The organism is Streptomyces sp. NBC_00247 (assembly GCF_036188265.1).
In the GTDB taxonomy this organism is placed as follows: Bacteria; Actinomycetota; Actinomycetes; order Streptomycetales; family Streptomycetaceae; genus Streptomyces.
This window is the reverse complement of sequence record NZ_CP108093.1, coordinates 5035141-5061164: the sequence shown is the minus strand read 5'-3', so window position 1 is coordinate 5061164 and position 26024 is coordinate 5035141. Positions and strand designations below refer to the sequence as shown.

The following is a 26024-nucleotide window of genomic DNA, read 5'->3' as shown; positions in this document are numbered from 1 at the left end:
CGACCGCCCGCCCTGGTGGCCCGGAACAACGGCCGCCTTCGCCTGGCGCACCAGCACCCTGAGGCCGGGACGACGCCCACGCCCGCACCAGCCCCGCCCTCCTCATCATGCCGTTCGCCCCGTCCGTCAGCATCGCGGCACCGGTCCGGGGGCTCCTCCTGGAGGCGTGACGTGACGCCGCCGTAGGTAGGCGCCCCCGCAGGAGGCTCAGCAGGACGCGCTGTACGAGATCCGGATCCCCGTGACGCTGAAGGCGTTGGCGAACACGGTCGAGGTGTTCGGCGGGAGGCAGATCGAGGTGCCGTCCTGGAGCCGCAGGTACACCACGTCGTCGTTCCGGGTGTTCACCACCCCGTAGTGCGGCCTGGGCGTCACGGCCTGGTAGCCACTGGTGACGTCCTTGAACATCGAGACCGGCGTACCCGCGAGCAGCGCGCTGTTGTTCAGGTAGAAGCAGACGTACGGATACGGGCAACCGTGGGTGGGCGCCTCCGCGTGAGCCGCGGACGCGCCGGTCACGGACATCCCCGCGACAGCTGCGCCCACCCCCACGAAGCTCGCGAACCTTCGGACGACGGGTTTCATCGAACCTCCAGAGATCTGCCAATCGTTCGACCCGCTGCGCCGGACCGCGACCGTGGCAGGGCCGGCCGCGACGCGGCCCTGCGGCGCGACGCGGGCAGCCGGTCACCAAATGGGCTTCCAGGCGCGGGCGTTGTGCACTCCCACTCACCCTGTAGACGTCGGACGAGCCACGCCGGTTGCACCCCGCCCGTGACCGAGCGCCCCCGGGAGACGAGGTGCGGCGAACGGAAGCACGCACCCGGTGCCGTCCCACCGCCGGGCGGACGCGCCCGGGCCGGCAGGTCCAAGGCCGGCGCACGGTGCGGGCCGGCTGTTCCGAGCCGGTCCGGGGGTCCCAGCGCCCACGACCTCACGGAGGCCCGGGTCAGGCCGGCTCCTTCCTCCGGACGCGCACGACGAACTCGACCACGAGCGTCAGGACCACCAGCACCAGACAGGACACGAACCCGAGCAGCCCGGACGCGATGACGAAGACCGGGCGCAGGTCCGTGCACTCCAAGGCCGAGGAGCAGCCGAGGGCGTGCGGGTCCGTCCGTGGGCCCATCGCGTCCCGGCCGATGACGGCGCAGACCACGGAGGCCGCGGCTCCGACGGACAGCCCGATCCACCGCAGGCGCCGGGTTCCCCACCAGGACGCGATCCACCCCGCGAGGATCACCGCGGGCAGAGTGAGTACGCAGACGAGCACTACGCCCATGGGGAATCCCTCCGCGGCATCCTGGTCCGGCCGGTCTGCCGCTGGGTGCGTGGTTGCCCATGCCGACCAGGTTCACGGTTCGTCGGCCGCGCCGGCCAGCCGGCCCTCTCACACCTCCGGCCTCGCGCCTCACATCTGGCGGTGGGCGCCGGGCCGAGAGGACGGGCCGCTCGGCACGAGGAGAGGCGGTGGCCGGTGGCCGGGCGGGGCTTCTCGTCGACGACCCCGGCAGGGCGCGGGAGGCCAGGGTCTCGGCGAGGTGCCGCCGGCGAAACCTTCAAGAGCCCTGGCCGAGCATGTCCAGCACCAGGGGGACGAGTTCGTCCAGGTCGGCCCCGGCGAGTGTGCCCAGGGTGCCGCCGTGGCGGCACAGCACGATGCCCACGAACGCCGCCACCGCCAGCTCCGCCCGCAACCGCGGCCGGTCCAGACCCTCGCGGGTGAATCGCTCGCACAACGGCTCCACCAGACGCCACTGGAGCTGCTCCATGGCAGCATCCCGCACGTTCGGCTCCTTCAACGGGTCGACGGCCGAACGGAAGATCGGCCCCGGCCCGCGGAGATCCACGCCACTCACCAGCCCGCGGTTGCGCTCGGGTTCCAGCAGGTCGGCCGGCCGGACCCCCGCACGGTCCAGATCGAGCACCGCGAGGTACAGCTGCGCCTTGCCCCCGAAGTAACGGGCGATCAAGGCCGGATCCACGCCGGCACGCTCACCGATCTCCCGCGTAGTACTGCGATCGAAGCCACGTTCGGCGAACAGGCCGGCAGCCGCCTCCAGCAGCAACTGCCGGCTCCGGGCGGCGTCCCGCCGCCTGCCCTCGCTCACCTGACGGGTCCGCCCGGTACCGCGGTCACGCTGTCCTCGGCGCTCTCGGCGTCCGCGATGCTCTCTTCCATCAACAGTTCCTCGTCCACGGTTCCGGCGGTCGCCCCGGACTCCCCTGCCCGGGCCCGTCCGGGCAGGACGATCGTAACGATCCCGGCGACCACCCAGATCGCACAGCCCAGCCAGGCGGCGGCCTGGTAGCCGCTGTCCGTCGGCAGGATCCGGCCCGGGGCGGTGTGCGCCTCCAGGACGACCGCGCTGACGACGCTGCCGGTGGTGTAACCGATGGTGCGCACCACCTGGTTGAAGCTGATGGCGCTGCCGGTCTCGTGCGCGGGCACGGCGTTGACGATCAGTCCGGGCATCACGGCGAAGGTGCAACCGACACCGAGTCCGGCGACGCCCATGACCACGAAGAGCTCCCACAGACTGCCCCGGGCGAACAGGAACAACACCATCGACACCAAGGAGATCCCGCAGCCGATCGGCAGCACCGCCGCCGTGGACGCCCGCCGGACCAGCAGCGGCACCAGTTTGTTGGAGGCCACACTGGCGGCCGAGAAGGGCAGCAGCACCAGCCCGGTCACCAGCACCGACGTGCCGAAACCGTAGCCGGTGGAGGCCGGGGTCTGAGCGAAGCGGGTGATCAGCGACATCATCATGTACATCGCCACGCCCGCTATGAGGCCGGCGACGTTCGCGGTCAGCACCGACCGGTTGCGCAGCGTCCGCAGGTCCACCAGGGGGTGGGCGGTGCGCAGTTCGTGGAAGCCCCAGCCGGCCAGGAGCAGCAGCGCGAAGAGCACCAGGCCCAGCACCCGGGCCGAGGTCCAGCCCCAGACCTCGCCCTCGCTCAGCGCGAGCAGCAGCGAGGCGAGTCCGACGGCGAGCATCGCCGCCCCGGGGGCGTCCAGGGGCCGCCTCTCCCGTCCGGCCGCCTGCGGTACGACCAGGGCGGCGGCCAGCAGGGCGAGGCCGCTGATGACGGCGCCGAACCAGAAGGCGGCGTGGACGCCGATGGTCTGGGTGATCAGTCCGGTGAGCGGATAGCCGAGTCCGACGCCCGCCACGGTGGTGAGGGAGAGCATCGCCACCGCGGAGCGAGACCGCCCTCCCGGCAGTGCGTCGCGCGCGGTGGCGATGGCCAACGGGACGAGGCCGAGGCCCACTCCCTGCATACCGCGCCCGGTGACCAGGAAGCCGAAGCCCAGGGGGAGCGCGGCCAGCACGCTGCCGGCCAGCACCGTCGTGAGGGCTCCCAGCACCACCCGCCGCCGGTGGGGGCCGTCGCCCATGCGCCCCATCACGGGGGTGGCTATGGAACCGACGAGCAGGGTGACCGTGAGCGACCACTGGGCGTCGGAGAGGGACACGTGGTCCACCTCGGCGATGGTCGGCACCAGCGGAGCCCCGAGGCTGCTGATCACCGCGACCACCGTGCCGATGAACACCAGCACCGGGACCAGGGCCCGTTGCCGAAGGTCGACGGTCGCGTGAGGGGCATTCATCGGCATGTTCTCCCGAGATTGTCATCAAATGATGTCTTCAGATGATGACATGCGGCCGTGGCACCCTGCGCCGCCGACTCCGAGATGACGACCGCCACCACCGCCTGCCACGAGCGCAGGCCCCTGCGGCCTCGGCCCCGTCGAGCGCCGAGGGGCGCCCGCATCGCGCCGGGAAGCGGCGGCTCGACGGGGAAGGAAAGGCCACTCGACGCATGAAGCTTCTGGTCGCTCACCGTCGCCATACCTGCCGCTCCGGGGAGCACGGGCGCCACGACGTAAGCCTCCAAGGCCTCGCCCATCCGTTCGACCGGCCGTTTTGGACGCCTCCGCCCTGCCCCGAGCAGTCCACGACCCAACCGCCCCCACCGCGGTCGTCTGAGGCGCACTCGTCCCCGGAGGCATCGACGGCCGCCGACAGCGGTACCGCCGTCTCACTCCGGACGGGTCCTCGGTGACCTGCTTCGGGCTGACGCCTCCGGACGCCGGTGCGTGCCGCCCCTTCAAGGCGGCACGCGTTGCGGCGGACCGGGTCCACTGACCACTCATCCCACCGAGAAGGCGCGAAACTCCAGGTCACGAATGCCCGGAAGGTCACGAGAGCGCAGAGCGCCCCAGGTTCGCCGCACCGCTGCGGAGACCGCAGCTCCCCGGAAATCACGAACCCCCAGGTCAGAACGATTCTGCCTGGGGAAGCCGGGTGGGACGGGTGGGACTCGAACCCATAGGAGTGACGCCTCTCACCTGCGGCGATGCCGAAACGACGGACATAGCCACCCGTAACGAATCACCCCGGGCTGCGGCGAGCTTCGCGAGTTCCCTGACGCCGTTACCGACCCAGGGCGCGGCTACGTCCGTAGCGGACAGGCCGACGGCGAAAGCATCGGCTCGCGGTGTCGCAAGGGGTGCGGCATACAGAAGCATGCCGCTCAGGTGCGGACCAGCAGCGCGTCGCGGGCGACGCTCTCCCTTCATCACCTCGCCGATGGCGTGCTCCATCCGGCAGGACGGAACAACATCACCGAGGGCCCACGCCATCACGGACGGGACATGACCCGGCCGCTGGCGTCCCTCGCCTTCATATGACCCAACCGATCGCGATGGCGACGCAGTTGTGGGGCACCACGGCCATGCGCCATCACGGACCGGGGAATACGCATTTCGAAAGTTCGACCGCGCCCGCCCCACGTACGGGCGTGCTCACCGCTCGGCAAGTCGGTAGGTGGCGCTGTCCGGGTCGATCTTCACGATGACGCCTGTTGCGGCAAGATCGCGAAGGGATTTGCGGGCTCGCTTCTCCTGCTGCCGCTGGTTGCCGTCACCGTGACCGGCGTCGCGGAGCGCGGTCACGGCGCGCCGGGTGTCCCAGGTGCCACCGAGGGCCCGGATGGGCTTCTCCAAGATCTGCGCGATGGTCACGGGCGCGGGCCTTGTTGCTCGGCGCGGTGATACTTGCGCTGGTGATTGGCGATACTCTCCGCCGTTCCTCGATAGCCGGGTGCGCTGGAGCACTCGCGGCACTCCTCCCAAACGCCGGCATCGACCGCAGCACGGCTGACGGAGTGATGGGGGCCATAGCCGTGGGTGTGCAGAAACTCGGGTACGGAAGAGCCGTACTTGATGGCGATGAGGGCGGCTTCAGCGACCTTGTCGTGGCCGGGCGCGAAGAACTTGCCGAGGCCGACTTCCTTCTCACAGCCACACCAGCACGTGCCGGTGGGGATGAGGCGGAGCTTCTTCTCTGTCATGGGTCGAGCATGCCCAAACCCTTGCATTGATCACAAGGGTTTAACCCAAGCATTACCCCCAAGGGTTACTTTGCATCCAGGACAGCAACTGCCCCTATCCAGAACGCCCTTACACCCCCGCCTGCCGGGCAACTGCGGGGCTGTAGCGGCGAACCAGTCTGGGGGCCACGGCACGATGTGGCACTACGACTCCCCGACCGAGGGCGGCGGGCCGTAACCGCAGTGACCGCAAGGTCGCGAGGGGTCTCGTCGACAGCTGCGGCCCCGTCGCCCGCAACCCCAGCACCGGCAGCTACCACGGCAGGAGCGTTGGCGCGCGGGGCGAAGTATGGGTCCTCGATGTGCCAGCCATCGCACCTCGCCCTCTCCATCGATCCACTTGAGATGTTCCGTTTGCGGCGGCCCGGAACCGTACTGGCGAGATCCGCGGAGCGAGTCGGGACCACGTCGGTGACTGTCGCAGGTTCGTCGCCGGAGTCCGTCGGCCGAGGTCGGGTGCTCATGACGGGAGGGACTGCGGCTGCGATTCACGGCGACCACGGGAACACACCGCTGCAGGTCGGAGGCTTCCAGGCGGATATGCTCTAAAAATTCTAGCCTCACTTGAGTCCGGACGGCCGAGGAGGCGTGAGCCTCCTCGGCCTCCGGGCCAACCGTCCGCACACCATCGGGCCGAGCAAAAAAAGGGGCGCACTGAATGACCACGCACAAGGCAACAGCAGAGCGTCAGGGACGCTTTTGGGTCGTGAGCATCGACGGCCTTCCAAAAGGGGAACAGAACGTCACGCAGGGCCTCACCTGGACCGAGGCCCACGACAACGCGCGTGACCTGATCAGCCTCGTTCTGGACATCGAGGACGATCCGGCTGCCTACACCGTCGACCTCGTCCCGGCCGACCCGGCGATGTTCAAGGTCGTTCGGGAAGCCGAGGAAGCCGACGCTGCCGCGCAAGAGGCAGAGCGGCGCCGCCGCGTAGCGATGACACAAGCAGCCAAGACACTCGTCGGCCTCGGACTGACGCAGGCCGAAGCAGGGCGCATGCTCGGCGTCACACACCAGCGCATCGCCCAGCTCGCACCCAAGGCACCGAAAAAGAGCGCCAAGAAGAAGCCCACTGCCGCCTGACAGGCACGACGTGAGTGGTGGTTCCGCTGACGGCCCGACGGGAGTGTCATGAATTCCTGATAGACCCGGCTGCGTACAAGCGAGTGGTATCCGTGGATGCTGACGGGGCAGAACGCCGCACCCAGATTCTCGACAGCCTGTAGCGATGCTCAGGACGTTCAGCTCCGGCAAGGGCCGCCATGGCGCCACGGATGGTGACGTCCGGCCGGCGGATCCCCCGGTGCCGTTCCCGCACTCGCGACGAAGGGCCCGGCCGATGGTGACGGCCGGGGCCCAGATGCGTCCGATGGTTAGCCGAGGGAACCGGCGAACTTGCCCGCTTCGGCTTCGTCCGCGCTGAGCTGGAGGGTGCCGCGGTGGGAGATCTCCACCTTGTAGAACTTCTCCCCCCTCGGCACGTCCGGGACAGAGACCCCGAAGCGGCAGACGTACGTGTCCTGGTCGTAGGTGGATGCACCGAGCCCGCCCGTGGCGACGACGTCGCCCTTGGCGCTGTACACGGTGACGCTGACACCTTCGCTGATGTCGTCGTACCCGCGAGTTCCTCCGCAGCCACCATTGCCATCGGGGACGACGCTATCGGTGAGCACGAACGAACCCTCAAGGGTGAACGTCCCGGGTTCGCCGGGCCCGCTGTTGGCGCTGATCGCCCAGGCGCCGCCAACGGTGCCGGCGCCGATGACGAGGCCGGCGAGGAGCGCGGCGACGGGTCTCTGCCGTCTGGCGGGTGCGTCTGCGGGTGTGGGGTCTTCGGGTGCGAGGGCGGGTGCTTCGGTGGGCTGTGGCGGCAGTTCGGTGGTCATATTCCCCCCAAGGGTGTTCGGTCCGCATGTGAGGGACTCGTGAACACGCGTCACGGTTGCGCATGTGGCGCGGGCAGTTACCGCGGTCCCCCAAGACCGTCTTGCCGGAGGCTCGCTCCATGACGCCCCAGTCGAACGTGAGCGCCTCGGCCAGAATCAGCCCGCGCCCACTCTCGGAGCCCTCATCGGGCGGACACGGGTGCGGCTGCGGGCGCTGGTCGGCGCACGCGCCAGAGACCTCGATGCGGAGAATCAGGGGGTGGTCAGGCTCAACTGCGAGGCGGAGCAGGAAGTCCTGATCGTCGGTCCGGCAGTGCGCGACCGCGTTCGCGGCAGCCCCGACTCGGTCCCAAAGGGCGGGTGGGAGTCTCTCTCACGGTCGTGGGATCGCTCAAGGACGCCTCCCACTGAGGTGGCACCACAAAAGGCCGGCTCACAGCCATGCAAAGCTCACCTTCGATGTTTGGGGACCCACGTTCGCCGCACCTCCGCGCAGCTGACGCTGCACGCAATAACGCCCCCCGGAAACCACGAATCCCCAGGTCAGAACGATTCTGCCTGGGGAAGCTGGGTGGGGCGGGTGGGACTCGAACCCACGGCCGACGGATTATGAGTCCGCTGCTCTAACCGGCTGAGCTACCGCCCCGTCTCGGCGTGGCGCGTACAAGTGTGCGCGCCGTCTGCCGCAGCATAGCCGGTCATACGATCTCTCGCTGCGGCTGGTCGACTTCGCTTGATCTTGAGGACCGCGCTGCGTGCTGCCCGGTTCCGGGCGGCCGGAAAGCCACCCGAACGTGTCACGGGAGAGGCGCCGGAGGGGCTCGGGGCGGTCGGCGAGTGACGTGCGATACGGTCGCGGCCCATGCGGGGCCACAAACGCGGAAGAGGACCCCGAAGGGTCCTCTTCCGTTGGCTCCCCCGACTGGACTCGAACCAGTAACCCTCCGGTTAACAGCCGAATGCTCTGCCAATTGAGCTACAGGGGACCGCGCTCCCCCGACTGGACTCGAACCAGTAACCTGCCGGTTAACAGCCGGCTGCTCTGCCAATTGAGCTACAGGGGATTGCTGCGTTGCCTCGAAATCGTACCTGCCTGGCTACTGCCGGGCGGCGCGCTCTCGCTGCGACACATACATTAGCGCAAGCAGGGGGGTGCTTCGCCAATCGGTATGCCCCGGGGTGATCTCGGGCGCCTCCGGGTAGGCGGGGAGCAGACGTCCCACGCAGCGAACGTCCCACGCAGCGAACGCAGAACGAAGGGTGACTGCCATGCGGTACCGGCTCACGTTCATCGCCGGCCTCGCTCTCGGCTACGTGCTCGGCACGCGGGCCGGCCGGGAGCGCTACGAGCAGCTGAAGAAGTCAGCCCGGCAGGTCGCCGAGAACCCCGCCGTGCGGAACACCGTGGAGTCCGCCGCGCTCAGTGGCCGGGAGTACGCGGGCAAGGCGTACCACTCGGTGAGCGAGAAGGTCGGGGACCGGGTGCCCGCCTCGGTGGCCGACCGGGTGCGGTCGCTCCGGGAGCGCGCCGGTCACAACGGTGTCGAGGACGACTGGGGCACCACCAACACCTGACGCACCCCGCACGGGCCGCACCGGCCCCACAACCGCCTCCGGCCCCCGCACACCGCGGGGGCCGGAGGCGGTTGTGGGAAAGCCCGCGCGATGCGGCAGAATCCGTACATGGGCATAGTCGCCGGCTTGGACAGTTCCGCCTCCTTCACACACATCGTCGTCTGCGACACGGACACGGGTGCCGTGCTGCGGCAGGGGTACGCCGCGCATCCGGTCGAACCGAAGGCCGTGGAGGTCGATCCGCAGGCGTGGCTCCTCTCCCTCGGCGAGGCGGCGGGCGGCGGGCTGCTCGAGAACGTGGAGGCGATCGGGGTCGCCGCGCAGCAGCACGGGCTGGTGGCGCTGGACCGGCAGGGCAACCCCGTCCGTCCCGCATTGGTGGGCAACGACCGGCGGGCGCAGGTCGCCGCGGCGGATCTGATCGACGGGCTCGGCGGGCGGCAGCCCTGGGCCAAGGCGGTCGGGGCGGTACCGCAGGCCGCGCAGCCGGTGGCGAAGCTGCGGTGGCTGGCCCGGACCGAACCGGAGAACGCCCAGCGCGTGGCGGCCGTCCTCCAGCCGCACGACTGGCTGGTGTGGCAGTTGCTCGGCCGCCCCGCGAGGCGGACCACCGACCGGGGCGCCGCCTCCGGTACGGGGTACTGGTCGGCGCGCACGTCTTCCTACCGGCCCGACCTCGTGGAGCTGGCGCTCGGCCATCAGGCCGCGCTGCCCGAGGTGCTGGGCCCCTCCGACGCGGCCGGGACGACCCCCGAGGGGCTGCTGATCTCCGCCGGCACCGGCGAGACGATGGCGGCGGCGTTCGGGCTCGGCGTGGCGGTCGGGGACGCCGTGGTGTCGCTGGGGGCCTCCGGGTCCGTGATGGCGGTGCACCACGAGGTGCTGGCCGATCCGCGCGGGATGATCACCTCCTTCGCCGACGCGACCGGGATGCACCTGCCGGTGGTGCACACCTCCAACGCCGTACGGGCCCTGCGCGGGACCGCCGACATGCTCGGCCTCGACGGCGGGCTGGAGGAGCTGTCGGCGCTGGCGCTGAAGTCGACGCCCGGATCCTCCGGCCTGGTGCTGCTCCCGTACCTGGAGGGCGAGCGGACCCCGCGGCTCCCGCACGCGGCGGGCACGCTCTGCGGGCTGCGGCGCGAGTCGATGAAGCCGGAGCACCTGGCGCGGGCCGCGTTCGAGGGGATGCTCTGCTCGCTGGCCGACGCGCTCGACGTGCTGCGCCGGCGCGGGGTGCACGTGCGCCGGGTGTTCCTGCTGGGCGCGGCGGCGGAGCTGCCCGCCGTACGCGCGATGGCGCCGGCGGTCTTCGGTACGCAGGTCGTCGTGCCGCAGCCCGCGCAGTACGCGGCGCTGGGCGCGGCGCGGCAGGCGGCGTGGGCGCTGGGGGTCTCCCAGGGCCGGCTCGACCCCGGTACTCCCCCGGCCTGGCAGGGGGCGGCGGCGCAGGTGCTGGAGCCGGGCGAGGAGCTGCCCGTGGGGCGTGCGGTGCGTCAGCAGTACGAGGCGACGCGCGACCAGATCCATCCGGGGGCCTTCGAGTTCGACGCGCCGGGCACGGAGGCCGGTACGGACTGACGGGGGCCCCGGCCCTCGCGCAGGCTTCTTGACCTCGGCTTGGGGAAATCCGGTCGTCCCCACCGAGGCGGGCACGGCAAGATGGGTCGGCCTCTGCCGTCGCCGACCCGAGAGACACGCGTGCTCATAAAACTGCTCAGGTCCTTCCTGGGCCCCTACCGAAGGCCGATCCTGCTGCTGGTGTTCCTCCAGCTGCTGCAGACCTGCGCCTCGCTCTACCTGCCCAGCCTGAACGCCGACATCATCGACAACGGTGTCGTGAAGGGCGACACGGGCTACATCCTGGAGTACGGCGGCGTGATGATCGCCGTCAGCCTCCTCCAGGTCGTCTGCAACGTCGGTGCCGTCTACTTCGGGGCGCGGACCGCTTCCGCGCTCGGCCGTGACCTGCGGGCCTCGGTCTTCGACCGGGTGCAGTCGTTCTCGGCCCGGGAGGTCGCCCGCTTCGGGGCCCCCTCGTTGATCACCCGTACGACCAACGACGTCCAGCAGATCCAGATGCTGGTCCTGATGACGTTCACGCTGATGGTGTCCGCGCCGATCATGTGCGTCGGCGGGGTCGTCATGGCGCTGGGCCAGGACGTGCCGCTCTCCGCCGTGCTGCTGGCCGTGGTGCCGCTGCTGGGGATCTCGGTGAGTCTGATCGTCCGGAAGATGCGGCCGCTCTTCCGCACGATGCAGGAGCGGCTCGACACGGTGAACCGGGTGCTGCGTGAGCAGATCACCGGCAACCGTGTGATCCGTGCCTTCGTGCGCGACGGGTACGAGGTGAAGCGGTTCCGCGGCGCGAACACCGAGCTGACCGACGTGGCGGTGTCCACGGGCCGGCTGATGGCGCTGATGTTCCCGACGGTGATGACCGTGGTGAACGTGTCGTCCGTCGCGGTGGTGTGGTTCGGTGCGCACCGGATCGACAGTGGCGGGATGCAGATCGGCGCGCTGACGGCGTTCCTGTCCTATCTGATGCAGATCGTCATGTCCGTGATGATGGCCACCTTCATGTTCATGATGGTGCCGCGCGCGGAGGTCTGCGCGGAGCGCATCGACGAGGTGTTGGAGACCGAGTCGAGCGTGGTGCCGCCCGTCGCCCCGGTGACGGAGTTGCGCCGGCACGGCCACCTGGAGCTGCGGGGTGCGGAGTTCCGCTACCCGGGGGCCGAGGAGCCGGTGCTGCGCTCGGTGGACCTGGTGGCCCGGCCCGGGGAGACGACCGCGATCATCGGGTCGACGGGCAGCGGGAAGTCGACGCTGCTCGGGCTCGTACCGAGGCTGTTCGACGTGACGGAGGGCGAGGTCCTCGTCGACGGCACGGACGTGCGGACGCTGGACGCGGCGCTGCTGGCGAAGACGGTGAGCCTGGTCCCGCAGAAGCCGTACCTCTTCTCGGGGACGGTGGCGTCGAACCTGCGGTACGGGAACCCGGACGCGACCGACGAGGAGCTGTGGCACGCGCTGGAGGTGGCGCAGGCCAAGGAGTTCGTGGAGCTGCTGGAGAACGGTCTGAACGCGCCGATCGCCCAGGGCGGTACCAACGTCTCCGGTGGTCAGCGGCAGCGTCTGGCCATCGCCCGGACGCTGGTGCGCAAGCCGGAGATCTACCTCTTCGACGACTCGTTCTCGGCGCTCGACTACGCGACCGACGCGGCGTTGCGCGCGGCGCTCGCGCGGGAGACGGCCGCCGCGACGGTGGTGATCGTCGCGCAGCGGGTGTCCACCATCCGCGAGGCGGACCGGATTCTCGTCCTGGACGAGGGGCGGGTCGTGGGCACGGGTACCCATCGCGAACTGATGGACGGCAATGAGACGTACCGGGAGATCGTTCTCTCCCAGCTGACGGAAGCGGAGGCGGCGTAATGGCGGGGCCGGGCGGACGGATGATGGCCGGGGCGCCCGCGAGCAAGTCCGCGGACTTCAAGGGGTCGGCCAAACGGTTGCTGGGGCGGTTCAGCGCGGAGGAGTCCTCGCTGTACCTGATGCTCCTCGCGGGTGTGCTGAGCGTGGGTCTGTCGGTGGTCGGGCCGAAGATCCTTGGCGCTGCGACGGACCTGATCTTCGGTGGGGTCGTCGGGCGGAGCATGCCCGAGGGCACCACGAAGGCGCAGGCGATCCAGCACCTGCGGGACCAGGGCGACGGCGGCATGGCGGACCTGCTGTCCGGGGTGGACTTCACTCCGGGGCAGGGCATCGACTTCACCGCGGTGGGCCATGTGCTGCTGGCCGTGCTGGCGGTCTACGTCGGTGCCGGGCTGCTGATGCTGGTGTCGACGCGGCTGTCGATCCGGGTGATCAACCGGGTGGTGTTCCAGCTCCGCGAGGACCTCCAGACGAAGCTGTCGCGGCTGCCGCTGTCGTACTTCGACAAGAAGCAGCGCGGCGAGGTGCTGAGCCGGGCGACGAACGACATCGACAACATCTCGCAGACGCTCCAGCAGACGATGGGGCAGCTGATCAACTCGTTGCTGACCATCGTCGGCGTGCTGGTCATGATGTTCTGGATCTCGCCGCTGCTGGCGCTGGTCGCGCTGGTCACGGTGCCGCTCTCGGTGGTCGTGGCGTCGCGGGTGGGCAAGCGTTCGCAGCCGCAGTTCGTGCAGCAGTGGAAGGTCACGGGCAAGCTGAACGCCCACATCGAGGAGATGTACACCGGGCACAACCTGGTGAAGGTCTTCGGTCGTCAGGACGAGTCGGCCGAGCGGTTCGCCGAGGAGAACGACGCACTGCACGAGGCCGTGTTCAAGGCGCAATTCAACAGCGGGATCATGCAGCCGCTGATGATGTTCGTGTCGAACCTGAACTACGTGCTGATCGCGGTCGTCGGCGGGCTGCGGGTGGCGTCGGGTGCGCTCTCGATCGGTGACGTGCAGGCGTTCATCCAGTACTCGCGCCAGTTCTCGATGCCGCTGACGCAGGTCGCGTCGATGGCGAATCTGGTGCAGTCCGGTATCGCTTCGGCGGAGCGGGTCTTCGAGCTGCTGGACGCCGACGAGCAGGCGGCGGACCCGGCCGAGGCGCAGCGTCCCTCGGAGCTGCTGGGCGGTGTGCGGCTGGACGAGGTGTCGTTCCGCTACGACCCGGAGAAGCCTCTCATCGAGGATCTGTCGCTGGACGTGGAGCCCGGGCAGACGGTGGCCATCGTGGGGCCGACCGGTGCGGGCAAGACGACGCTGGTCAACCTGCTGATGCGGTTCTACGAGGTGACCGGCGGGCGGATCCTGCTGGACGGCGTGGACGTGGCGCGGATGTCGCGCGACGACCTGCGGTCCCAGATAGGGATGGTCCTCCAGGACACCTGGCTGTTCGGCGGGACGATCGCGGAGAACATCGCGTACGGCGCCGCGCGCGAGGTCACCCGGGAGGAGATCGAGGAGGCGGCCCGCGCGGCCCACGCGGACCGGTTCGTCCGTACGCTTCCCGAGGGGTACGACACCGTCATCGACGACGAGGGCACCGGGGTCAGCGCGGGCGAGAAGCAGCTGATCACCATCGCGCGGGCGTTCCTGTCCGACCCGGTGATCCTGGTGCTGGACGAGGCGACCAGCTCGGTCGACACCCGTACCGAGGTGCTGATCCAGAAGGCGATGGCGCGCCTGGCGCACGGGCGGACCAGCTTCGTGATCGCGCACCGGCTCTCCACGATCCGGGACGCCGACGTGATCCTGGTGATGGAGAACGGTTCGATCGTGGAGCAGGGCTCGCACGAGCGGCTGCTCGCGTCGAAGGGCGCGTACGCGCGGCTGTACGCGGCCCAGTTCGCCGAGGCGCTGGCCGAGGTCGACTGAACCCCGGACGGGGTCGAGTCGCGCCCGAGGGCGCTCCTGGAGGGCTTCGCCGCCGTCCGGGGGCGCCCTCGGGCGTGTCCGGGGTCCGGCCCCGGTCAGTCGAGGTAGCCGCGGAGCTGTTCGGCGTAGGCGTGGCCGCGGAGCCTGGCGAGGGTCTTGGCCTCGATCTGGCGGATGCGTTCGCGGGTCACGCCGAAGAGCGTGCCGATCTCCTCCAGGGTGCGGGAGCGTCCGTCGTCCAGGCCGTAGCGGAGCCGGACGACCCGGCGTTCGCGTTCGCCGAGGGTGGAGAGCACCGCTTCCAGGTGTTCGCGCAGCAGCAGGAAGGACGCCGACTCCGCGGGTGAGGCCGCGTCGCCGTCCTCGATGAGGTCGCCGAAGCAGACGTCCTCCTCCTCGCCGACGGGGGCGTGCAGCGAGACGGGTTCCTGGGCGAGCCGCAGGACCTCGCGGACGCGTTCCGCGGTGAGGTCGAGTTCGGCGCCGACCTCCTCGGCGGCGGGCTCGTGGCCGCGTTCCTGGAGCAGCCGGCGGCGTACCCGCACGACGCGGTTGATCTGCTCGACGACGTGGACCGGGACGCGGATGGTGCGGGCCTGGTCCGCGAGGGCGCGGGACATGGCCTGGCGGATCCACCAGGTCGCGTAGGTGGAGAACTTGTAGCCCCGGGTGTAGTCGAACTTCTCGACGGCCCGGATGAGTCCGAGGTTCCCCTCCTGCACCAGGTCGAGGAGGGTGAGGCCGCGCCCGACATAGCGTTTGGCGACGGAGACGACGAGCCGGAGGTTGGCCTCGATGAGGCGGCGTTTGGCGGTGCGGCCGAGGACGACGATCCGGTCGAGGTCGTGGGCGAGCCGGGAGTCGGGGTCGGGGGCGGCGGCGAGGCGTTCCTCGGCGAAGAGTCCGGCTTCGACACGGCGGGCCAGCTCCACCTCCTCGGCGGCGGTGAGCAGCGGGACGCGTCCGATCTCCCGGAGGTACTGGCGCAGGAGGTCCGATCCGGCCCCGGTGTGCTCGGTGGCCCGGCCCGGGGGCGGCGCGGGGGCGAGCTCCTCGTCGTCCTGTTCCTCCAGCAGGCCGTCCGGGCCGCGGGGCACGGGCGGCCGGGCCCCGCTCTCCGGGTGGTGCGCGGCCCTGCTCTGCGGGGGAATCGCGGGGGCGTACGCGGGGGTGCGCGGGGGGACATCGTCCGTCGTACTCGTCACGGTCCGGGTCTGCACGGGGGCGACCTCCAGGTGATCGCTGCCGGAACGCGGTGACGGGGGTCCGCCCTCGGTGGGCCGACGCGCTCCGGTGGTTCAGGCACCGCTGTCCAGTGTGGCGTACGACACAACGTCGCCACGAGGGGCGTGCGGCGACTTTTTCGGTACCCGGCGGAGCCGGTACGGGGCCCCGGCGGTGCCGGTACGGACCGTCGCGGGCCCTGTCGCGGGCTCCGGGCGCGCAGGCGTCAGAGCGCGTCGGTGCCGTGGCTGCGGAGCGCCTGGGCGTACTGCTGGAGGACCCATACCTCGTTCTGCGCGGCGGCGAGGTGGTCGGGGGCGACCTGGGAGCCGAGGCGGGCGAGGCTGCTGTTCACGTCGGCGATCCGGCGGTCCACGGCGCGCAGCCGGACCTGGACGAGCTGCATGCCCGCGTAGGTCTCGTCGATGGACTTGCCGTGGAAGACCTCGACGGCCAGCTCGGTGACGAGTTTGCGGACGGAGTCGTGCGGGGTCGCTTCCAGGACGGCGGCCAGGTAGTCGCGGGGTTCGGCGACGCCCTGTTCGGCGCCCCCTGCCTCGGCGATGCACTCGCGCACGGCCGCGTAGGGCGGGGCGGTGAACTCGTCGGAGCCGTACGCGTCGAAGGCGGGCGAGACCAGGGCGGGCTTCTGGAGGGCCAGCTTGAGGAGTTCGCGTTCGGTGCGGTGGGCGGGGCTGCGGAGGTTGAGCGCGGGGCCGGAGGGCGCGACGGAGACGGGCGCCACGTCCTGGTGCCGGGCGCCGGGGCGCTGCTTGCTCCCGGACCTGCCGGTGTCGCCGCCCCGGCCGCGCGCCCACTGGGCGAGCTGGTGGACGCGGTGGACGACGTACTCCTGGTCGAGGATGCCGACGAGGCCGGCGAGCTGGACGGCCACCTCGCGCTGCACGCTGCTGGTCTTGATCTTCGCGACGACGGGCGCGGCCTCGTCCAGGGCGGCGGCGCGGCCGGCCGGGGTCTCCAGGTCGTAGCGGGCGACGATCTGGCGGAGCGCGAACTCGAAGAGCGGGGTGCGGGGTTCGACCAGGTCGCGGACGGCGTCGTCGCCCTTGACCAGGCGCAGGTCGCACGGGTCCATGTTGTCGGGCGCGATGGCGATGTAGGTCTCGGCGGCGAACTTCTGGTCGTCCTCGAAGGCGCGCAGGGCGGCCTTCTGGCCGGCCGCGTCGCCGTCGAAGGTGAAGATCACGCGGGCGCTGCCGTTGTCCATCAGGAGGCGGCGCAGGATCTTGATGTGGTCGTTGCCGAAGGCGGTGCCGCAGGTGGCGATGGCGGTGGTGACGCCGGCCAGGTGGCAGGCCATGACGTCGGTGTAGCCCTCGACCACGACGGCCCGGCTGGCCTTGGCGATGTCCTTCTTCGCCAGGTCGATGCCGTAGAGGACCTGCGACTTCTTGTAGACCGGGGTCTCGGGGGTGTTCAGGTACTTCGGGCCGTTGTCGTCGTCGCGCAGCTTGCGCGCGCCGAAGCCGACGATCTCTCCGGCGGTGTCGCTGATGGGCCACATCAGCCGGCCCCGGAACCGGTCGATCGGGCCGCGCCGGCCGTCCTGGGAGAGGCCGGAGGTGATGAGTTCCTTGTCGCTGAAGCCCTTGCCGCGCAGGTAGCGGGTGAGGTGGTCCCAGCCGGCGGGGCTGTAGCCGACGCCGAAGTGGGCGGCGGCGGCCTGGTCGAAGCCGCGCTCGGCGAGGAACGCGCGGCCGATCTCGGCCTCGGGTCCGTCGAGCTGCTCGACGTAGAACTTCGCGGCGGCCTGGTGGGCCTCGATCAGCCGGATGCGTTCGCCGCGCTGGTGGGAGGGGTTGTAGCCGCCCTCCTCGTAGCGCAGGGTGATGCCCGCCTTCGCGGCGAGGCGCTCGACCGTCTCGGAGAAGGTGAGGTGGTCGATCTTCATCACGAACGCGAGGGTGTCGCCGCCCTCCTGGCAGCCGAAGCAGTGGAACAGGCCCTTGGAGGGGCTGACCTGGAAGGAGGGGGACTTCTCGTCGTGGAAGGGGCAGAGGCCCTTGAGGTTTCCGCCGCCCGCGTTCTTGAGCTGGAGGTATTCGGACACGACGGAGTCGATCGGGACCGCGTCCCGTACCGCCTTCACGTCGTCGTCATTGATCCTGCCAGCCACGCATGAAGTCTACGGGGGCGCGAGGGGTTACCCGTCTGGCCGGTGCGGCGAGGTCCTCACGGCGCACGCCGGGGCGCGGAGTGCGCACGGCGGCGCGCATGTGCGCCGGAGGGTTGCCGGTGGCATGTCCCGTACACAGAGGGGCCGGCGCCTCCTCGTGTACGGGACGGGTCCCCGGGCGTGCGGAACGTCTCAGAGCAGGGATTCGAGCGGGACCGAGGGGTCCGCCAGGGCGTCCGGGCCGACCGGGGCGCGGGCGGTGATCAGCGCTTGGACGGTCTCCGTGACGTCCCACACATTGACGTTCATCCCTGCCAGCACCCGGCGGTCACGCAGCCAGAAGGCGAGGAACTCGCGCTTGCGCGCGTCGCCCCGGATGACGACCTGGTCGTAGCTGCCGGGCGGCGCCCACCCCGAGTACTCGAGGCCGAGGTCGTACTGGTCGGAGAAGAAGTACGGCACCCGGTCGTAGGCAACTTCCTGCCCGAGCATCGCGCGGGCGGCGGCCGGGCCGCCGTTCAGCGCGTTGGCCCAGTGCTCGACGCGCAGCCGGGTGCCGAAGAGCGGGTGCTCCACCGAGGCGACGTCCCCGGCGGCGTAGATGTGCGGGTCGGAGGTGCGCAGGGAGGCGTCCACGGCGATGCCGCCGCCGTGCGCCCGGTCGGCGAGCCGCAGCCCGGCGGCCTCGGCGAGGCCGGTGCGCGGGGCGGCGCCGATCGCGGCGAGCACGTGGTGGGCCGGGTGCTCCTCGCCGTCGTCGGTTCGCGCGGCCAGCACCACGCCGTCCTGGCCGACGATCTCGGTGAGGCGGGCGCCGAAGTGGAAGCGGACGCCGTGGTCGCTGTGCAGGTCGGTGAAGATCTGGCCCAGCTCGGGGCCGACGACACCGTGCAGCGGGGTCGGCTCGGGCTCGACGACGGTGACCTCGGCGCCGTAGCCGCGGGCCGCCGCCGCGACCTCCAGGCCGATCCAGCCTGCCCCGGCGATGACCAGGTGGCCGTTGTCCCGGCCGAGGGCGGAGAGGACCCCGCGCAGCCGGTCGGCGTGGGCGAGGCGGCGCAGGTGGTGGACGCCGACCAGGCCGGTGCCCGGAACGGGCAGGCGGCGCGGTTCGGAGCCGGTGGCGAGGAGCAACTTGTCGTAGTGGATGACGGTGTTGTCGCCGAGCTGGACGGAACGGGCGTACCGGTCGACGGAGGTGACCGGCTGACCGAGGTGGAGCTCCACGTCGGCGCCCGCGTACCACGCCTTCTCCTGGACGAACACGCTGTCGCGTTCGGCCTTTCCGGCGAGGTACCCCTTCGAGAGCGGTGGCCGCTCGTAGGGGTGGTCGAGCTCGTCGCCGATCAGGATCACCCGGCCGTCGAACCCCTGCGAGCGGAGTTCCTCGGCCGCTTTCGCGCCGGCCAGCCCTCCGCCGACGATGACGAACGTCCTGTGTGCGTCCACCACTTGCTGCCTCCTCAGTGCGTACTGCGCGACGCCCTCACCTTGCGAGCCTCCCGCACGGAGGGTGAGGGCGGAAGGGGGTGTGCCCCTCCCGGCGCGTGTCCCATGGTTGCGTGCCCGGCTGTGTGCCAGCACATCATCCGCCCCGGGGCGCTGTCCCCGGGGGATCACGGCGCGTCAGGAGGCGGGGCGGGAGGTTTCGTTCGGATCGGGCGGGATCGGGGACCGGGACCCGCGAGCCCGGCGTGATCCGGACGGGAGGCCTCAGGTCAGGTACATGTGCAGGGAACGGGCCGAGGCGTCGGTGAGGGCGGCGATCTGGTCCACCAGGACGCGCTTGCGGGCACGGTCGTCGGGCGCGGACTCGTACAGGGCGCGGAACTGGGGCTCCAGGCCCTCGGGTGCCCGGGCGGTGAGCGCGGCGGCGAGTTCGGCGATGACCACGCGCTGATCGGCGCGGATCACCGCCTGTTCGGTGCGTTGCATGACGTACCGGACGGCGACCGCCTTGAGCACCGCGCACTCGGCGACGACCTCGCGGGGGACGACCAGCTCGGCGCCGTACCGGGTGAGCCGGCCGGGGCCGTGGACCTCGCGGGTCGCGGTCTCGGCCGCCTGGCAGAACCGGCCGATGAGCTGGCTGGTGGCGTCTTTCAGCCGGGCCTGGGCCACGGCGGAGCCGTCGTACGCGTGCGGCCACCACTCCTGGCCGGTGAGCCGGTCCAGGGCCTCCGCCAGCTCCTCCGGATCGGTGTCCGCCGGGACGTACCGGCCGATGGCGGCCGCCCAGATCGCCTGCCGCTCGGACGGGTCGTGCAGAACGGCGGGGACGAAGTGGCCCGCGTGCAGGCCGTCCTCGAAGTCGTGGACGGAGTACGCGACGTCGTCGGACCAGTCCATCACCTGGGCCTCGAAACAGGTGCGGCCGGGCGGGGCGCCCTCGCGGGCCCACGCGAAGACCGGCAGGTCGTCCTCGTACACCCCGAACTTGGCCGACTCCGGGTCGGCGGGCCGGCCGCCGCGCGGCCAGGGGTACTTGGTGGCGGCGTCGAGGGCGGCCCGGGAGAGGTTGAGGCCGACACTGGTCGGTTCACCGGTGCGCGGGTCGCGGACGAACCGCTTCGGCTCCAGCCGGGTCAGCAGCCGCAGCGACTGGGCGTTGCCCTCGAAGCCGCCGCAGTCGGCGGCGAACTCGTTGAGCGCCAGTTCGCCGTTGTGACCGAAGGGCGGGTGGCCCATGTCGTGCGCGAGGCAGGCCGTCTCCACCAGGTCCGGGTCGCAGCCGAGGGTCGCCCCCAGCTCCCGGCCGACCTGCGCGCACTCCAGGGAGTGGGTGAGCCGGGTGCGCGGGCTGGCGTCCCAGGCGTCGCCCCGGGTACCGGGGGTGACGACCTGCGTCTTTCCGGCCAGCCTGCGCAGCGCGGCGGAGTGCAGCACCCGGGCGCGGTCGCGTTGGAAGGCGGTGCGGCCGGGGCGTTTGTCGGCCTCGGTGTCCCAGCGTTCGGTGTCGGAGCGTGAGTAGGGGGCGGGCGCGGGCGCGTGGACCGGGGCGGCTGCCCGCTCCGTGCTGTCGGGCGCTTCCCGGTCCGTGCTGTCGGTGTGCCGTGTCCCGTGGCGTTCTGTCCCGTGCGTACCGATCCCGTGTGTCCCGTCCATGGTGACGACCATAACGACCGCCTCGGACAGAGGGCCCGGGATCGCACCCGCAGGCCCGGGGAGGGCTGGGGTCAGACGGTCGCGAGGAGGGGGGCGCCGGACGCCGGTCCGCCGCCCGTGGGAGCGGCTTCGGCGCACGCGTGGTCGTAGCGGTGCAGCAGCAGCCGGACCATGGCCGGGTGGTCGCCGAGCGGCGCCGCCGCGATGCCCGGGGACGCGTCGGCCGCAGCCGTCGCGAAGCGGCCGGGGGCGGTGAAGTACGAGGCCACGGCGGTGCGGTGGTATCCCCGGGCGGCGAGCGCGCGGACCGCGTCGGGCACGGTGGGCGTGGCGGCGGAGGTGTACGCGGCCACCACCGGCACCCCGCCGAGCCGCTCGGAGAGCAGGCGGGCGGTACGCCGGGTGTCGGCGGCGGACTCGGGGTCGCGGGAACCGGCGGAGGCCAGCACCACGGCGTCCCCGCTCCCGCCCGGCCGCCCTCCCGCCGGCCACCCGGCTTCCAGGAGCCGCCCGTACAACGCCTCCACCAGCAGCGGGTGGGGGCCGAGCGGGGCGGCGATCCGGGTACGGACGGCGGGTGCGCCGGCGGCGAGGGCGGGCAGGTCGTGCTTGACGTGGTAGCCCCGGCCGAGCAGCAGCGGTACGAGGACGGCGGAGCCGCCCGAGAGCCCGGCGAGCGTCTGCGGCAGCAGCGGTTCGTTCAGCTCGATGTGGCCGAGGCGCACGTCGAGGCCGGGCCTCGTCTCCCGTACCCGTTCGAGGAGTCGCGTCACGGTCCGGAACGCTCGCGGGTCCCGGCTGCCGTGCGCCACGGCGACCAGGGCCGGGGGGCGTGCAAGGTCGCCGAAGGTGTGCGGGACGGGGCGGGCTGACTGCCGGGTGCGCTGCATGGGCCTGCGGGTTCCGTTCCGGGAGGCGACGGCGGGGACAGGGGTGTTTGCCGGGGTGGCGAGGGTCCGTACCGTCCTGTCACCAGCGTGCGGGAGGGAGGTTGCCTGTCCGTTGCGCGGGGGTCACGGGTGTTTTCGCCGTCCTCACCGGCGGGCGTGGGGCGTTGTCAGCACCTTGGTACGCGCGTGACACGGGCGCCTCGTCGTCCCCCCGGGCGCGCGCCGTCCGCACGGGCGCGCCGCACCTTCGCCGCGTGCACGTCAGGCGGTGGCGGGCACGCCGTCCTGGTCGTCGCCGGTCCGGACCGGCGGGAGGACCGGGGCCGCCGCGACGACCGGCGTGACCGTGAATCCCTCCCCCGCGCCGACTGCCCCGTACAGCCGCTCCAGGACGACGGCGACCCCGTCCTCCTCGTGGGAGAGCGTGCGGTGCGCGGCTGCGGCGAGGACGTCGGGGTGGGCGTTGGCCATGGCGTAGCCGGCTCCGGCCCAACGCAGGACGGCCAGGTCGTTGGGCATGTCGCCGAAGGCGACGACGTCGAAGGCGGTGAGTCCGCGCTCCGCGCAGAGCATCGCCAGGGTGCCGGCCTTGGTGACCCCCAGAGCGCTGATCTCCAGCAGTCCGTGCCCGCCCGAGTGCGTGTACTGGGCGAGTCCGGGCGCCGCCCGCTCGATCGTCGCGAGCAGGGCGTCGGCCTCGGCCCGGTCCGACCAGGCGAGCAGCTTGGTGACGGGCCGGCCGGTGGTCCAGAGTCCCTCGCGGGACGGGACGACGGACGCCCCTTCGTCGTCGCCGGAGAAGCGCAGCAGGAAGGACGGCTCGAAGAAGACCTGGTCGCCCGCCTCGACCCCGAAGGAGATCTCCGGCAGTTCCGCCGCGAAGCGGTCGGCGACGAGCCGTGCGGTGGGCAGGGCCAGCGGCCGGGAGGCGGTGACCGTGCGGGTGGCGAGGTCGTAGACGAGCGCGCCGTTGCTGCACACCGCCGTGCCGGTCAGCCCGGTCGACTCCGCGAGCCGGTCGAGGTACCGGGGCGGCCGGGCGGTCACCACGACGATCTCCGCGCCGGCGTCCCGCGCGGTCCGCAGCGCACGCAGGGTACGGGCGGAGGGGGTGCCGTCACGTCGCAGGAGCGTGCCGTCGAGGTCGGTGGCGACGAGGCGTGGGAGCGTCATCGCACGATGTTAATGGCCGGCCCTGCGGCGGGAAACGCCAGGACCCGCCCCCGGTGAGGGGCGGGTCCTGGCGTCGGTGCGTACCGAGTGCGTGCCGGTCAGCGCGTCACTTCAGGGCGGGCGGAGCCGCGTTCACCGAGGTGCCCCATGTGGAGGGCTCCGTGCCGACCTCGTAGGTCAGCTCGCGGGTGTCACGGATGTCTTCCGTGGTGAGGTAGGTCTTGGCGTACGAGCGGCCGTCGGCCTTCGCGGACTGGATGTAGCGCACCGAGTCCGAGGTGCCCGGAGCCTTCACGGTGAGCTTGCCGTTCGGGTAGTAGCGCTTGTCCAGCGTCAGGTCCACCCGCTCGAAGACGGGGGTGGAGAGGCCCCAGGTGTCGGTGCCCGGCTGGACCGGGAAGATGCCGATGGAGGAGAGGACGTTCCAGGCGGACATCGTGCCGAGGTCGTCGTTGCCCGTCATACCGGTCGGGGCGTCCGTGAAGAGGGTGAGCGCGGCGTGCACCACGTCGGTCGTCTTCCAGGGCTCGCCGGTCGAGAGGTAGGTGTACGGGGCGATCAGGTCGGGCTCGTTCTGCGGGTTGTACTTGTCCGCGTTGTAGTACGCGTACGGGCCGTTCACCCACGTCTCACGGGCGGTCTTCGCCGGGTCCTGGACCAGCTGGTCGTAGGCGAAGAAGGAGTCGAGGCGGGCGTTGGCGGCCTGGGTGCCGCCGATCAGGCCGACCATGCCGGGCAGGTCCTGGGGGACGAGCCACTGGTACTGCCACGAGGTGCCCTCGTGGAAGCCCACGCTCTGCGCCGGGTCGACCGGGCCGGTGAAGGCACCGGAGGCGTCACGGGCGCGGAAGAAGCCGGTCGAGCTGTCGAAGATCGTGCGGTAGTTCTGGGCCCGCTCGGTGTAGCGCGCGGCGTCGGCCTTGTGGCCGAGGTCCTTGGCCATCTGGCCGAGCATCGCGTCGGAGAGCGCGTACTCCAGGGTGGCGGAGGCGCCGTGGTCGTAGTCCGAGTCACCGGGCTTCACGTGCGCGCGGTCGGCGATGTACGGGGCGAAGCCGTTCGCGAGGTATTCCGTGTTGGCCTCGCGGCCCACCGGAGCGGAGTCGGCGGCGGGGACGCCGTCGGCGTTCTTCTTCAGCGCCTTGTACGCCTGCTCCTCGTACCCCTTGAGGAGACCCTGCTGGTAGGCGTTGGTGAGGAACGGGGTGACCGGGTCACCGGTCATGATGTTCGTCTCGACCGTGCCGTACCCCCACTTGGGGAGCCAGCCGCTCTCTTCGTCGATCTTGATGACGGAGATCGCCATGTCGCGGGACTCGCTGGGGGCGAGCAGCGACAGCAGCTGGGCCTGGGTGCGGTAGGTGTCCCAGAGCGACCAGTTCTGGTAGTACGTGAAGCCCTTGGCCCGGTGGATCTTCTGGTCCCAGCCGGTGTAGCGGCCGTCCACGTCGCTGCCCAGGTTGGGCGCGAGGAACGAGCGGTACAGCGACGAGTAGAAGGTCCGGCGGACGGTCTCGCTGCCGCCCTGCGCCTTGACGTCGTCGAGGCGGTCCTCCCACGCCGCCTGCGCGGCCTTGGCCACGTGGTCGTACGAACGCCCGCCCTCGGAGCGGAGGTTGAGGGCCGCACCCTTGGCGTCCACGTAGGAGATCGCGGTCGTCGCCTCGACGGTGCGGTCCTTGGTGGTGTCGAACCGCAGGAAGGCGCCGTTGCGCTCGCCGGCGGCGGTGGAGGACTTCGAGCCCTCGGTGACGACGTCACCCTTCCAGGTGCCCGAGACCTTGAAGGGGCGGTCGAAGCGGGTGATCGTGTACACCGTGTACGGCTTGGTGTCCTGGCAGAAACCGCTGCCGGTGATGGCGGTGCGCACGGTGCGGTTGTCGAGGATCTCGACCTTGGTGCTCACCGTCTTGTGCAGCGACTGGCCCGCGTTGACGAGGACGTTGGCCTTGTCGGTGGCCGGGAAGGTGTAACGCTGCACGCCGGTACGGGCGGTGGCGCTCAGCTCCGCCTTGATGCCGTTCTTCAGGCCGACTTGGTACGTGCCGGGGGCGGCCTTCTCGTCGTCGTGGCTGAACTCTGCGGCGTAGACGGCGTTGTCGGTCGACGTGATGTCACCGGTCGTCGGGAGCACCGGGAGGTCACCGCCGAGGCCACAGCCCACACCGGAGATGTGCACGGTGGAGAAGCCCCGGATGTGGTTCTGGGAGTAGTCGTACCCGGTGTTGTGTCCGGTGTCGGGCGAGAACTGCACCATGCCGAACGGCACGGCGGCACCGGGGTAGGTGTTGCCCTCGTTCTCCGACCCGATGAACGGGTTGACGAGATCGGTGAGCCTGTCCTGACCGTGCCGGGCGCCGTCCGCCACGGCCGGTGCGGCGACGGCTCCGCCGAGGAGCGCGGCCGTCGCGGCCACCGTCCCCGCGCCGCGAATCACGTGGGTCCATCTCATGGAAAGAACGCCTCTTCCGACGTAGACAACGTTGTCATACCGTAGTGCGTGATCATTCTTGGCCCGCCTTCGTGTACCCGTCAAGAGTCGTGACACGGCGAACTCCTCCCGCGGCGGGCCCGGCGGACTCGCGGCCACAGATCCACAACGAGGGCACAACGGAAGGGCGGAGGCACCGCCACCCGGCGCTGACCGGCCCTACCATCCGGCGTACGGGAACTCTCACGAGTGATCCCCGGACGGGGGGTTCTGTGCGATCGACCTGCTCACGGCCGGGGTTCCGGCGCGCGGCCCGCACCTTGGCCGTCGGGCTCACCCTGGCCACGACCTCCGGGTGCGGCGCGTCCTTCGACGGCGTCACCGGGATCTCCGTGACGGCCGACGGCGGGCTGCTCGGCGTCGTCATGGTCTGCGGCCACGAGATCACCAGCGCGGGGCTTATCGAGGAGGGGGACGGTCGGCGAGAAAGCACGAGGATCGGCGAGTGGGCGCCGGATCGCCCCCTCAAGGCCGGCCTCACCACGTGGTCCCTCGACTCCCCCACCGCCGGCTGGACGACGACTCGGTCTCCCGGGCCGCTCGCCGACGCGAAGGCCTACAGCCTCGTCGGGTGGACCGGGGACGTTTCGTGGTCGGCCAGGAGCGTCGACTTCACCACGGCCGACCGTGACCGGCTCCGCCCCGGCCGGGTCCTGTACGAGGACTACTCGAAGGACGGCGAGGAAGTCGTCCGCCTCGTCCCCCTGTCGGAGTTCGAAGCGACGGCTTGCGACGCTCGCTCGTCCACGCTGTGGTGACCGCGAACGAGAGGCATG

General features: G+C 71.1%; 20 protein-coding genes and 3 tRNA genes. 6 read left to right on the top strand and 17 right to left on the bottom strand.

Annotated elements, in window-relative coordinates:
• Positions 1 to 207: 207 nt before the first annotated feature.
• The 6 genes from OHT52_RS21985 to OHT52_RS21960 form a co-directional block, all read right to left on the bottom strand.
• The gene (locus OHT52_RS21985; RefSeq protein WP_328721892.1) at positions 208 to 585 is read right to left on the bottom strand and encodes a hypothetical protein; all 378 of its coding nucleotides are present in this window, start codon (positions 583 to 585) and stop codon (positions 208 to 210) included.
• Positions 586 to 949: 364 nt separating this feature from the next.
• Complete coding sequence (locus OHT52_RS21980; RefSeq protein ID WP_328721891.1) at positions 950 to 1282, bottom strand: hypothetical protein; 333 nt, start codon at positions 1280 to 1282, stop codon at positions 950 to 952.
• Positions 1283 to 1559: 277 nt separating this feature from the next.
• Complete coding sequence (locus tag OHT52_RS21975; RefSeq protein ID WP_328721890.1) at positions 1560 to 2111, bottom strand: TetR/AcrR family transcriptional regulator; 552 nt, start codon at positions 2109 to 2111, stop codon at positions 1560 to 1562.
• Positions 2108 to 3619, bottom strand: coding sequence for an MFS transporter (locus OHT52_RS21970; protein WP_328721889.1), 1512 nt, complete (start codon positions 3617 to 3619; stop codon positions 2108 to 2110). The genes OHT52_RS21975 and OHT52_RS21970 overlap by 4 nt, the downstream gene beginning before the upstream one ends.
• Before the next feature lie 1197 nt (positions 3620 to 4816).
• Positions 4817 to 5035, bottom strand: a complete 219-nt coding sequence (locus tag OHT52_RS21965; RefSeq protein ID WP_328721888.1) for a hypothetical protein — start codon at positions 5033 to 5035, stop codon at positions 4817 to 4819.
• Complete coding sequence (locus OHT52_RS21960) at positions 5032 to 5364, bottom strand: hypothetical protein (protein WP_328721887.1); 333 nt, start codon at positions 5362 to 5364, stop codon at positions 5032 to 5034. Before OHT52_RS21960 ends, OHT52_RS21965 begins: the two co-directional genes overlap by 4 nt.
• 697 nt (positions 5365 to 6061) lie before the next feature.
• Here OHT52_RS21960 and OHT52_RS21955 point away from each other — a divergent pair.
• Positions 6062 to 6490, top strand: coding sequence for a type II toxin-antitoxin system HicB family antitoxin (locus tag OHT52_RS21955; RefSeq protein ID WP_328721886.1), 429 nt, complete (start codon positions 6062 to 6064; stop codon positions 6488 to 6490).
• 290 nt (positions 6491 to 6780) lie between these two features.
• Here the strand turns inward: OHT52_RS21955 and OHT52_RS21950 are convergent, their stop codons facing one another.
• From OHT52_RS21950 to OHT52_RS21935, 4 genes are all read right to left on the bottom strand, one after another.
• Positions 6781 to 7293: a hypothetical protein gene (locus OHT52_RS21950; RefSeq protein ID WP_328721885.1), complete on the bottom strand. Its 513-nt coding sequence runs from the start codon at positions 7291 to 7293 to the stop codon at positions 6781 to 6783.
• A gap of 572 nt (positions 7294 to 7865) precedes the next feature.
• Positions 7866 to 7939 (bottom strand) — tRNA-Ile (locus OHT52_RS21945).
• Positions 7940 to 8203: 264 nt separating this feature from the next.
• A tRNA-Asn gene (locus OHT52_RS21940) sits at positions 8204 to 8279 on the bottom strand.
• A 5-nt stretch (positions 8280 to 8284) separates the two neighbouring features.
• Positions 8285 to 8357, bottom strand: a tRNA-Asn gene (locus OHT52_RS21935).
• A gap of 205 nt (positions 8358 to 8562) precedes the next feature.
• Here OHT52_RS21935 and OHT52_RS21930 point away from each other — a divergent pair.
• The 4 genes from OHT52_RS21930 (at position 8563) to OHT52_RS21915 (ending at position 14228) form a co-directional block, all read left to right on the top strand.
• Positions 8563 to 8868, top strand: coding sequence for a YtxH domain-containing protein (locus OHT52_RS21930; protein WP_328721884.1), 306 nt, complete (start codon positions 8563 to 8565; stop codon positions 8866 to 8868).
• Positions 8869 to 8976: 108 nt separating this feature from the next.
• Positions 8977 to 10449 (top strand): FGGY family carbohydrate kinase, encoded by a 1473-nt coding sequence (locus OHT52_RS21925; protein WP_328721883.1) that lies wholly within the window; start codon positions 8977 to 8979, stop codon positions 10447 to 10449.
• Between the two features lie 120 nt (positions 10450 to 10569).
• Positions 10570 to 12303, top strand: coding sequence for an ABC transporter ATP-binding protein (locus OHT52_RS21920; RefSeq protein WP_328721882.1), 1734 nt, complete (start codon positions 10570 to 10572; stop codon positions 12301 to 12303).
• A complete protein-coding gene (locus OHT52_RS21915) occupies positions 12303 to 14228 on the top strand; it encodes an ABC transporter ATP-binding protein (RefSeq protein ID WP_328721881.1) in 1926 nt (641 codons plus the stop codon). The genes OHT52_RS21920 and OHT52_RS21915 overlap by 1 nt, the downstream gene beginning before the upstream one ends.
• Before the next feature lie 95 nt (positions 14229 to 14323).
• Here the strand turns inward: OHT52_RS21915 and OHT52_RS21910 are convergent, their stop codons facing one another.
• From OHT52_RS21910 to OHT52_RS21880, 7 genes are all read right to left on the bottom strand, one after another.
• Positions 14324 to 15463 (bottom strand): RNA polymerase sigma factor, encoded by a 1140-nt coding sequence (locus OHT52_RS21910; protein ID WP_328723843.1) that lies wholly within the window; start codon positions 15461 to 15463, stop codon positions 14324 to 14326.
• Positions 15464 to 15678: 215 nt separating this feature from the next.
• Complete coding sequence (gene dnaG, locus OHT52_RS21905) at positions 15679 to 17589, bottom strand: DNA primase (RefSeq protein ID WP_328721880.1); 1911 nt, start codon at positions 17587 to 17589, stop codon at positions 15679 to 15681.
• Between the two features lie 192 nt (positions 17590 to 17781).
• Complete coding sequence (locus tag OHT52_RS21900) at positions 17782 to 19041, bottom strand: NAD(P)/FAD-dependent oxidoreductase (RefSeq protein ID WP_328721879.1); 1260 nt, start codon at positions 19039 to 19041, stop codon at positions 17782 to 17784.
• 261 nt (positions 19042 to 19302) lie between these two features.
• Positions 19303 to 20694 (bottom strand): deoxyguanosinetriphosphate triphosphohydrolase, encoded by a 1392-nt coding sequence (locus OHT52_RS21895; RefSeq protein ID WP_328721878.1) that lies wholly within the window; start codon positions 20692 to 20694, stop codon positions 19303 to 19305.
• A 71-nt stretch (positions 20695 to 20765) separates the two neighbouring features.
• Positions 20766 to 21584 carry a sirohydrochlorin chelatase gene (locus OHT52_RS21890; RefSeq protein WP_328721877.1) on the bottom strand — a complete coding sequence of 273 codons (819 nt, stop codon included), beginning with the start codon at positions 21582 to 21584 and terminating at the stop codon, positions 20766 to 20768.
• A gap of 261 nt (positions 21585 to 21845) precedes the next feature.
• Complete coding sequence (locus OHT52_RS21885) at positions 21846 to 22757, bottom strand: HAD family hydrolase (protein ID WP_328721876.1); 912 nt, start codon at positions 22755 to 22757, stop codon at positions 21846 to 21848.
• Between the two features lie 106 nt (positions 22758 to 22863).
• A complete protein-coding gene (locus tag OHT52_RS21880) occupies positions 22864 to 25209 on the bottom strand; it encodes a GH92 family glycosyl hydrolase (protein WP_328721875.1) in 2346 nt (781 codons plus the stop codon).
• Positions 25210 to 25508: 299 nt separating this feature from the next.
• Here OHT52_RS21880 and OHT52_RS21875 point away from each other — a divergent pair, with 299 nt between their 5' ends.
• Positions 25509 to 26006, top strand: a complete 498-nt coding sequence (locus OHT52_RS21875) for a hypothetical protein (protein WP_328721874.1) — start codon at positions 25509 to 25511, stop codon at positions 26004 to 26006.
• Positions 26007 to 26024: the final 18 nt, after the last annotated feature.

What these genes read in the sequence shown, in the direction of transcription:
- OHT52_RS21985 (WP_328721892.1), bottom strand. Translation starts at nt 585, where the DNA reads ATGAAACCCGTCGTCCGAAGGTTCGCGAGCTTCGTGGGGGTGGGCGCA.
- OHT52_RS21980 (WP_328721891.1), bottom strand. Translation starts at nt 1,282, where the DNA reads ATGGGCGTAGTGCTCGTCTGCGTACTCACTCTGCCCGCGGTGATCCTC.
- OHT52_RS21970 (WP_328721889.1), bottom strand. Translation starts at nt 3,619, where the DNA reads ATGAATGCCCCTCACGCGACCGTCGACCTTCGGCAACGGGCCCTGGTC.
- OHT52_RS21960 (WP_328721887.1), bottom strand. Translation starts at nt 5,364, where the DNA reads ATGACAGAGAAGAAGCTCCGCCTCATCCCCACCGGCACGTGCTGGTGT.
- OHT52_RS21955 (WP_328721886.1), top strand. Translation starts at nt 6,062, where the DNA reads ATGACCACGCACAAGGCAACAGCAGAGCGTCAGGGACGCTTTTGGGTC.
- OHT52_RS21950 (WP_328721885.1), bottom strand. Translation starts at nt 7,293, where the DNA reads ATGACCACCGAACTGCCGCCACAGCCCACCGAAGCACCCGCCCTCGCA.
- OHT52_RS21930 (WP_328721884.1), top strand. Translation starts at nt 8,563, where the DNA reads ATGCGGTACCGGCTCACGTTCATCGCCGGCCTCGCTCTCGGCTACGTG.
- OHT52_RS21925 (WP_328721883.1), top strand. Translation starts at nt 8,977, where the DNA reads ATGGGCATAGTCGCCGGCTTGGACAGTTCCGCCTCCTTCACACACATC.
- OHT52_RS21915 (WP_328721881.1), top strand. Translation starts at nt 12,303, where the DNA reads ATGGCGGGGCCGGGCGGACGGATGATGGCCGGGGCGCCCGCGAGCAAG.
- OHT52_RS21895 (WP_328721878.1), bottom strand. Translation starts at nt 20,694, where the DNA reads ATGGACGGGACACACGGGATCGGTACGCACGGGACAGAACGCCACGGG.
- OHT52_RS21890 (WP_328721877.1), bottom strand. Translation starts at nt 21,584, where the DNA reads ATGCAGCGCACCCGGCAGTCAGCCCGCCCCGTCCCGCACACCTTCGGC.
- OHT52_RS21885 (WP_328721876.1), bottom strand. Translation starts at nt 22,757, where the DNA reads ATGACGCTCCCACGCCTCGTCGCCACCGACCTCGACGGCACGCTCCTG.
- OHT52_RS21880 (WP_328721875.1), bottom strand. Translation starts at nt 25,209, where the DNA reads ATGAGATGGACCCACGTGATTCGCGGCGCGGGGACGGTGGCCGCGACG.